Origin of the sequence: Nocardia elegans NBRC 108235 (assembly GCF_001612845.1) — a bacterium.
Lineage (GTDB): Bacteria > Actinomycetota > Actinomycetes > Mycobacteriales > Mycobacteriaceae > Nocardia > Nocardia nova.
Map to the genome: position 1 here is coordinate 1 of NZ_BDBF01000098.1, position 8269 is coordinate 8269.

Genomic DNA, 8269 nt, shown 5'->3' on the forward strand with positions numbered 1-8269 from the left:
GTCGTATTGCTGCGCAACCTCGTTCGCGATGTCGGAGAATGTGGCGGTCCCCTTGTCGGCGGCCACCACCAGATAGGTGTCGTCACCGTCGCGGCGCACCACCCGCTGCGGCGGAATCACCTCACCACCGGCGTGGTCGACATTGTCGGTGAGATCCAGTAGGCCCGAGATGAAGGTGCGATAACAGGCGATGCCCTCGGCCTGCATGGCCTGGCGGTCGGCCGCCGCATCACGGGTCGCGGCCGGCGGGCGCTTCACCACGAATCCGCCCTTGGCGCCGACCGGCACGATCACCGCGTTCTTCACCGCCTGCGCCTTCACCAGACCCAGAATCTCGGTCCGGAAATCCTCCAGGCGATCCGACCACCGCAAACCACCACGCGCCACCGCGCCGAAACGCAGGTGCACGCCCTCGACCCGCGGCGAGTACACGAAGATCTCGAACTGCGGCCGCGGCCGCGGCAATTCCGCGATGGCGTGCGGATCGAACTTGAACGACAGATGCCCGGGCGGATTTCCGTCGTCGTCGCGACGGAAGTAGTTGGTGCGCAGGGTCGCCGTGATCAACCCGAGAATCGCCCGCAGGATCCGGTCGGTGTCGAGACTCACCACGGCATCGATCTCGTCCTGCAGCCGCGACGAGATACCCGCGGCCCGCGCGGTCGCGACCGGCCCGAGGTGCTCGGGATCGAAATAGGCGTCGAACAATTCGGTGAAGGCGCGCGCGGTACTCGGCTGCGCCAGCAGCACACGGGTGATGTTGGCGAAGGTGTAGGCGAATCCCGCCTGCTGCAGATATTTCGCGTAGGCGCGCAGCATCGCGATCTGGCGCCAGTGCAATCCGGCCCGCAGGACGAGTTCGTTGAGCCCGTCGACCTCGCAATCGCCGAACCACATCGCCGACATCGCCTCCGGGAGGCGTTTGCGGATACTGTTGTCCGGCAACGATTCCAGCGCCACGGCACGGTCCAGATCGGCCTCCGGATCGCCGTCGCCGGTGCCGCGCAGCACGTTCGGCGCGACCCGCAGGCCGAAGTCGTAGATCCACCGGGTGCTGGCGCCGGGCAATTCGAGCCGGTAGGGCTTCTCCTCCACGACCTCGATGCCGAGGCTGTGCAGCAGCGGCAGCACCCGGCTCAGCGACACCTCGGCGCCGGCGACGTACAGGGTGAATCGCCACTCGCCCGACGGGGCGCCGGCGGTGCGGTAGAGATCGGTGTCGATCTGCCCGTCGGCCAGTCGCTGCAGCCGGCACAGATCGTCGAGCGCCCGGGCGGGCTCGTATTCCTGCTGATAGGTCGCCGGGAACGCGCTCGCGTAGTCCTGCACAACCGGCGCGGCGATCTCCGCGACGCCCGCGGCCTCGCTGACCAGCCGGTCGCTCCAGCTGCGGGTGGTCGCGAACAGCAGATCCTGAATGCGTTCGCGGTTGGATTCGGTGATGTCCGCAGGTTCGGCGTCGGCGCCGCGGTGCACCGTGAAATAGACGACGGCGAGCTCGGATTCGGTGACGCGCGCGGAGTAGGCGATCTGCTCGGCATCGAATTCCCGGCGCAGGATCTCGTGCATCCGCAACCGCACCTCGGTCGAGTAGCGGTCCCGCGGCAGGTAAACCAGGCAGTACACGGCGTTGCTGCCCACATCGCGGCGCAGGAACAGCCGGATCTGGCGCCGCAGCCCCAAATTCATGACGGCCGAGACGGTTTCGAAGAGACGGCGCGCGTCGGTGGAGAACAGTTCGACGCGCGGGAAGGTCTGCAACATCTCCAGCAGCGCCTGGCCGGAGAACGAATTCAGGGCCAGGCCCGCCCACTCGATGACCTGGTGGACGCGGCGGGAGATCACCGGGATGTCGAGGATGTTCTCGTGGAAGCCGCTGACGGTGAAGGTGCCCACGAAAACGTGTTCGCCCACCACCTTTCCGGCGACCGACGGGGTGGTCTCGGCCGCGTAGTCGGCAACGCTGACCACGTACACATCCGGTGAGCCCGGCAGCAGCGAGTCCAGCGAGCCGTTGGACAGCCGCAGAATCTGCTCCGAACCGAGTGCGGGCGTGCCCACGTCCACACCGGAACCATTGCGCAGCACACCGAGACCGGTGCCCGAAACCTGTTGCGGCTCAGGCCCGTCGGTACCGGGATGCACGCGATAGTAGCTGTATCCCAGCACGGTGAAATGCCCGGAGGTCAGCCAGCGCAACAGCTGCCCGCATTCGGCCGCCTCGGTGGCCGAGGGTTGCGGCACGGAATCCAGCCGCGCGGCCAGCGTTCCCATCGTGCGGGTCATCGCCTCGGTATCGTGGGCGACCTGGCGGATCTCGTCGAGCAGCGGTGGCAGCGCCCGCTCGATCCGGTCCAGCACCGCGTCGGAATCCCCGGCACCCAGCTGCACATGGATCCACGACTCGGCGACGACGTTTCCGCTGCCCTCCGACCGGCTCGCCGAATTCGCCTGCGCCACATCGAAACCCTCGCTGGGCGCGATCGCCCGCAACCGGCCGCGCCGGTCCCGCAGGACGTCGAAGACCGGATGAACCACCTCGGTCACGGTGGCCCCGAGACGCTGCAGCGCCGCGGTGAGCGAATCCACCAGCAGCGGCATATCGTCGTTGACGATCTGCAGTGCCGGACCCAGACCGCTGCCGTCCTCGGCGCGATACAGCCTGGTCACCGCGGTTCCCGGCCGCCGCCCCGCGGCCAGCTCCAGATGATGCCGGAAGATCTGCTCGGCACGGTCGGTGATCGTCGGCGCCGCGGCTCCCGGCTGAATCCAGCGGAAGTACACCGCCTCCAGATCTGTCGGATCATCACGGAATCGCTTCCATGAAATCGTCTGCTGGGTTGTTGCCACCATCGACCCGTGCCTTCCCGAGATCGGAATCGGTACCGCAGTATTGCGGACTGTCTGAACGTGCCGTTAAACAACGGCACGTTGTTCAGTGTAACAAGGATTGGGCGCCGTTACCCGGTTTCTCAGCGAACCAAACCGGATCGGAACAGAAATGTCTGCGCGCCTGCACGATTCGCGAAACTACCCGTCTCGAGATGCAGGCCCGAATGCCTGTCGGCATACCAGACGGTAACCGCGGGGCCGATCGCCACGAAGGCCGTACCATCGGAGACGATCGCCGCACCGGAGGTGCGCCAGCGCCCGATCGTGTCACCGATGCGATCCGGTGGATCGGTGCGCACGGTGAAGGTCAGCGCTCGCCCGCCCGTGATCCCGCCCGACAACAACGGATCGTCCGCGGAGACGACACAGGAATCACCCTGTCCGCCCGACGCCGGCTGACAGGTCGATACCGCGCGCATCAGTTCGGGCAGCGTATCGACCGGTGTCAGGTCTCCGATGGCGGGCGCGCCCGTCGAACAGGAGCGCAGGACCAGGACGGCCAGCAGCACCAGGGCGACCGCGCCACCCAACGCCGCCTTCCACTGCCAGGCTGGAAAGACCTTGGCTTCTTCCTTTTTCGCGTCCGTCGCGGCTTGTTCGCCGCCGGACGCCGCCTTCTCCAGACCACTGGCGAGCTTCTCGGCGCCGATGATCACCGGTGCGATACCCGCTGCGGTCCGGCCCAGTTCGCCCAGCACATCGCCCACCGCCTTCAGTGGCGCCCCGCAGTGTCCGCAGCGGGAGTCCGCACCGCTGTTGCGATGCGAGCAGTACTCACAGGTCTGATGCGGCGAATTCACTGGCCGGTGACGACAATCGAGGAGATGGCGGTCGTGTTGATCGAGGCGTCGCCCTTCGATTCCAGGATCGTCAGCGTGATCTTCGACGCGGTCACCGGTGGACTGATCTTGGTTACCACGAGGCTGCGCTGATCCATCGTCTGCTGGGTGTAGGTGGTCACGCCCGGATCGTTGAACCGATAGGACACGCGGCTCACGGTCCGGAACTTGGCCCACTGGTCGGCGCCGTCGGAGCCGATGCTGTCCCAGCCGGGCACGATCCCGATGGAGTCGATCCGGTAGGTCTTGCCCAGATCGATGGTCAGGACCTGACCGTCCACCCGATAGGCGCGCACACACGACCACGCCTTGTCCGCCTGACCCGAGAACGCGTCCATGCCGGGCGTACTGCCGGTGGGACAATGGGATTCGGCCGCCTTCACCTGGATCGCCGTACCGGCGGTCAGCGATTCGGACGGTTTGGGGGCGGCGCTCGGCGGTGCCGCCGCGGCCGCCGTGACGACCTTGACCTGGTCTCCGCCGTCCTTCTTACCGCCGGTGGTGACCAGCGCCAGCACGACGATGATCGCCAGCACACCGGCCAGCGCGATCGCCACCTTCGGCTTGCGCACCATCGCGAGCAGCTGCTGCGCCGGCGCGGCGGCGCCCGCCGGGGCCGCCTTCTCCGCCCTCTCCGGCTGCGCCGGCTTCTCCGGTTCGCCCGCAACGGGTTTCGTTTCGGCCGCGCCCGTCCGATCGAGCCGGGCGCCGGCCCGATCGGCGAAATCGGAGGTGAATTCCAGGCCCGACGGTCCGTCCAGGGATTCGCCGTTCAGCAGCGCCATGATCCGGTCGCTGGCCTTGGGTCCGCTCGGCGGCCGGGCGGCGCCGTTGGCCGCAGGACGAGACGATCGGTCCGATCGGTCCGGAGCGGATTCCGCCGGCGGGACGGACACTCCGACCGACACCGGATCAGCGGCGCCGAGGCGGTCGGCAGCTGCGGAGGCGGTGGACAAACCCGGCTCCGACAGCAACGCGTCCAGGACCGCGCCACGATGGCGCACGAAGACGTCTGCGGGGTCCTTGTCGGACATGTGTGCGATGGTATCGGGACCGGAATACAGTCCGCGCCAAGCCTATTCCCGCTGGAGAGAAGTTCGGTCCGGCGGAATCAGCGGCCGGATTCCGCCGCCACGAAATACTCCGGCGGCACATCGAAGACACGGGCCAGGGCGATGATCAGATCGAGCCGGGGAATCGCTTCGCCGTGCACCAGCCGGTACAGACCCGACTGCGACACCGGAACATCCGGATAGGCCAGCTCGAGATGCTGGGCCAGCGAATACAACGTCAGCGAACGGGTCGAGCCGTCCTCGGTGGATACCACCGATTCGGCGATCAGCTCCGACAATCTGGCCGAGAAGATCGCCGCCGCCGCTTGCCGCGGTGTCAGTTGCTCATCGGCGCCGGACTCACGACGCTCGGGATCGAGCACCCCGAACTCGCCTCCATTCTGGTGTCGGTTCTGTGGGTCTCGATCAGAAGATTGCCTGCCGTCCGCTGCGGAGTCCGCTACCACGTTGATCAACACTACCGTCTCACCTCGTCCGATTCGGCGTCGACCACATGAGCCGGACCTGCCGGCGGCATCGATCCGCCACCTGCCACCGTGATCGCCGGAGGTCCGGCTGCCGGTGGATTGCCCATGGAGTCCAGATATCTGGTTTCACCTCGCGGCTCGATCAGATCCACGCGCACCGTCCGCATCGGAATGCTGACGTCGATGGCGGTCTCGCTGACCTGGTCGATCGCCAGATCGGCAGAACGCCGACGTGGTGCGCCGGGTTCGCTGATGGTCACCGTCGTGTGCGCGGCCGAGGCGCGCGGAGGTATCTGGTCGAAGACCGCGATGGTCGCCTGTGCGGCGGCCGCCGGGGTCTGCTCGGCGCCGGAGGCGTCGGGCGCCAGCCGTAGCGAATCCGGATCGCCCACCGCTGTGACGAGTTGCTGCCAGCGCTGCGGCCGGGCCGAGTGCACTTCCACATCCGCGCCGACGACCATCGCTCGCAGCACGATCTGCTGGGCGACCGGAAGATCGGCGTAGACATCGATCGTGCGGTGACGCGGGTTGTATCGCACCGGGTCGAACAGCGGCAACGCCAGCGTGTGCTTGGGCCTGCCGCTGATCGAACCGAGGATCTGACCGCTCGGACCGATCGCGATGGTCAATGCGTCCAGTTGCTCGGGAGTCGCCGTGTCGCTTCCGGATTCGGTGCGCGGAATGCGATGGACCGACGTCGATGTGGGCAGACTCGCGCGCAACGCCTCGGCCTGCCGCCCGCCCAGCGGTCGCAGATATCCCGGCGGGGCGACCGAGGATGCCGGGCCCACATACCGCACCAGGCCGCGAGCGCCCAGCGCGCCGCCTGCCAGGCTGACCACCACCGTGGTGCGCCCGCGGTGCCACGACCAGCAGTCGTCCAGGCCGGCGTCGCCGAGCCGGGTCCAGTCGATCAGGTAACTGGTGACACTACGTCCCGGCACCGAGGATTCGAGGTGATGCCACGTCTCCCGCAGATCGGTCAGTTCCACGCCGGCGTGTAGCAGGCGGATCGCATCACCCAGCGCGTCCGCGGGCAGCGCGTGCGCCGCCATCCCGCGTTCCCGCAGGCGACCGGCGATGCGATGGGCGGCCGAGGCCAGCGCCCGGGGAGCGGACTCCGCCACCGGCCCTCGCCGCACGAGGGCCTCGAGGTTGTGCTCCGGATCCAACCGCAGCACCAGCCAGGTCATGCGGTCGCCGACCACCGGGTGCGGGCCGATCAGCTGGTCGTAGAGCATGCTGTAGCTGCCGGCCGGGCGCACCCGTTGACCGGTCGTGACGATGTCGATCTCGATCCGGACCCCGAACTGGTCGAGCATCGGCAGCAGATCCTGCACCGGGACGGTGTCCTCGGTGTAGAGCTCGCGCTCGGCGATGACGGTCGGCAGGTCCAGATTCGGCGCGAGCTGGACCATCGCCACATACGACGATCCGTCCTCCCGGACACCGCAGACGCCCGCAGCCACCTCGACGTCGCGTAATAGTGCCGGCCGATGCAGCATCTCCTGGCGGGCCTGCCGCCCGAAGCGATAGTCACACCAGTCGAGCAGCCAGCGCACCGCGGTTCGCTCGCCGACACGCACCGTGAGGGTGATCGCCACGACCGTCGCCGCCGCCGGTGCGACCCACCACGGCACCCGGCCCCACAGGCCCGCCACGGCGACGCTTCCGACGATCACCACCGCCGCCAGCGGTCCGCGCTCGGGCGCGCCGACTCCGATCCTGGGAAAACTCACCCACGCCTCCGGACGATGGAGTTGGCATAACCTGCCCCCACCCCGAGCAACAGCGCCACCGCCACGACGACGAGTGCCGTGATTCCGGGACGCCGGTCGGCCGGACGCCCGGGTGGCGGCACGATCAGCGCCGAGGTACGGAACAACCCGCTCGGCGCCTGCGGCGGTTCGGAATAGCCGAGCGACGCGGCCGGATCGATCACCCCGGCACCGACGACGTTGTCGACCCCGCGGGCGGGCGCATGGGCGCCGGCCTGCAGTCGCGCGGCGATCTGGCCGGGCGTCTCGTTCGGGAACCGCGAGCGCAACAGCGCCGCCACCCCGCTGACGTAGGCCGCGGCGAAGGACGCGCCGCCCACCGGAACCATCTTGTCGCCGGCTCCGACGGCATTGATGAGCCCACCACCGCCGGGACCCAGCGATTCGATTCCGGTTCCGGGAGCTGCCACCGAAACCCAAGGGCCCCACAGTGATTCGGGCATCGGCGCGCCGGTAGCAGTGGTGAAGCCGACCGTCAGCACATCCGGCGCGTACCATCCGGGCGTCGAAATCGTCTGAACGCCTTTCCAATTGCGCGAATCGGTCGGCCGGCTCGGATCGATATCGGGGTTCTGCTGACAACCGGCCTCGCCGGTGTTGCCCGCACCGGCGACGATGAGCGCGCCGCGCACGTGCACCGCGTAGCCGACAGCGGCCGCGAGCATCGATTGATCGATACGCGCATTGGCACCGAGGCAGACCGGCAGCGCCACGGTGATCACGCCGGCGCCCAGATTCGCGGCATGGGTGATCGCCCGGGCCAGGGTTCGGATCTGGCGGGCGGGTTCCTCATCGGTGTTGCCCGCGTCCGGACGTTCCAGGCTGAACGCGCCGGACCGGTAGCGGATGGAGATCACGCGCGCGTCGGGCGCTACCCCGGCGAATCCATCGGCCTGATCCGGAGCCGCGGCGATGATCCCGGCGACGAGGGTGCCGTGCGCATCGCAATCCGAGAGCCCGTCGCCCCCGGCGGCGACATAGTCGCCGCCACCGACCAGATTCGGCAGCCGGGGATTCGGAGCGACACCGGTGTCGATCACCGCGACGGTGACCCCGGTGCCACGACTGAGCGGCCGGACCCGCCGCAGATCCAGCGCGCGATCGGACGGCGGGACCTGGGCCAGGTCACTGCCCGGCAGCACGCCCGCGGCCAGGCAGCCCTTGTCTTGTTTGGTCGGTTGTTCCGGTCCCGGGGGCCCGTCCGGCGGCGCGGCCCCGAC

The 8269-nt window shown here is 68.5% G+C and carries 6 protein-coding genes; all 6 read right to left on the minus strand.

Features of this window, described 5'->3' with window-relative positions; translation table 11 throughout:
• A partial coding sequence (locus NE2_RS34240; protein WP_167356827.1) for an NAD-glutamate dehydrogenase domain-containing protein occupies positions 1-2853 on the minus strand: 2853 nt, incomplete at its 3' end.
• Between the two features lie 119 nt (positions 2854-2972).
• The gene (locus tag NE2_RS34245; RefSeq protein ID WP_063032885.1) at positions 2973-3692 is read right to left on the minus strand and encodes a hypothetical protein; all 720 of its coding nucleotides are present in this window, start codon (positions 3690-3692) and stop codon (positions 2973-2975) included.
• On the minus strand, positions 3689-4765 hold the full coding sequence (locus NE2_RS34250) for a discoidin domain-containing protein (protein ID WP_063032888.1): 1077 nt from the start codon (positions 4763-4765) through the stop codon (positions 3689-3691). Before NE2_RS34250 ends, NE2_RS34245 begins: the two co-directional genes overlap by 4 nt.
• A 77-nt stretch (positions 4766-4842) precedes the next feature.
• Entirely contained in the window at positions 4843-5166 is a 324-nt protein-coding gene (locus NE2_RS34255; RefSeq protein WP_051757256.1) for a helix-turn-helix domain-containing protein, read from the minus strand.
• A 95-nt stretch (positions 5167-5261) separates the two neighbouring features.
• The gene (gene eccE, locus NE2_RS34260; RefSeq protein ID WP_063909563.1) at positions 5262-7010 is read right to left on the minus strand and encodes a type VII secretion protein EccE; all 1749 of its coding nucleotides are present in this window, start codon (positions 7008-7010) and stop codon (positions 5262-5264) included.
• Positions 7007-8269 (minus strand): type VII secretion-associated serine protease mycosin (gene mycP, locus NE2_RS34265; RefSeq protein WP_063032890.1); only part of this gene is annotated, 1263 nt, incomplete at its 5' end. The genes mycP and eccE, both read right to left, overlap by 4 nt.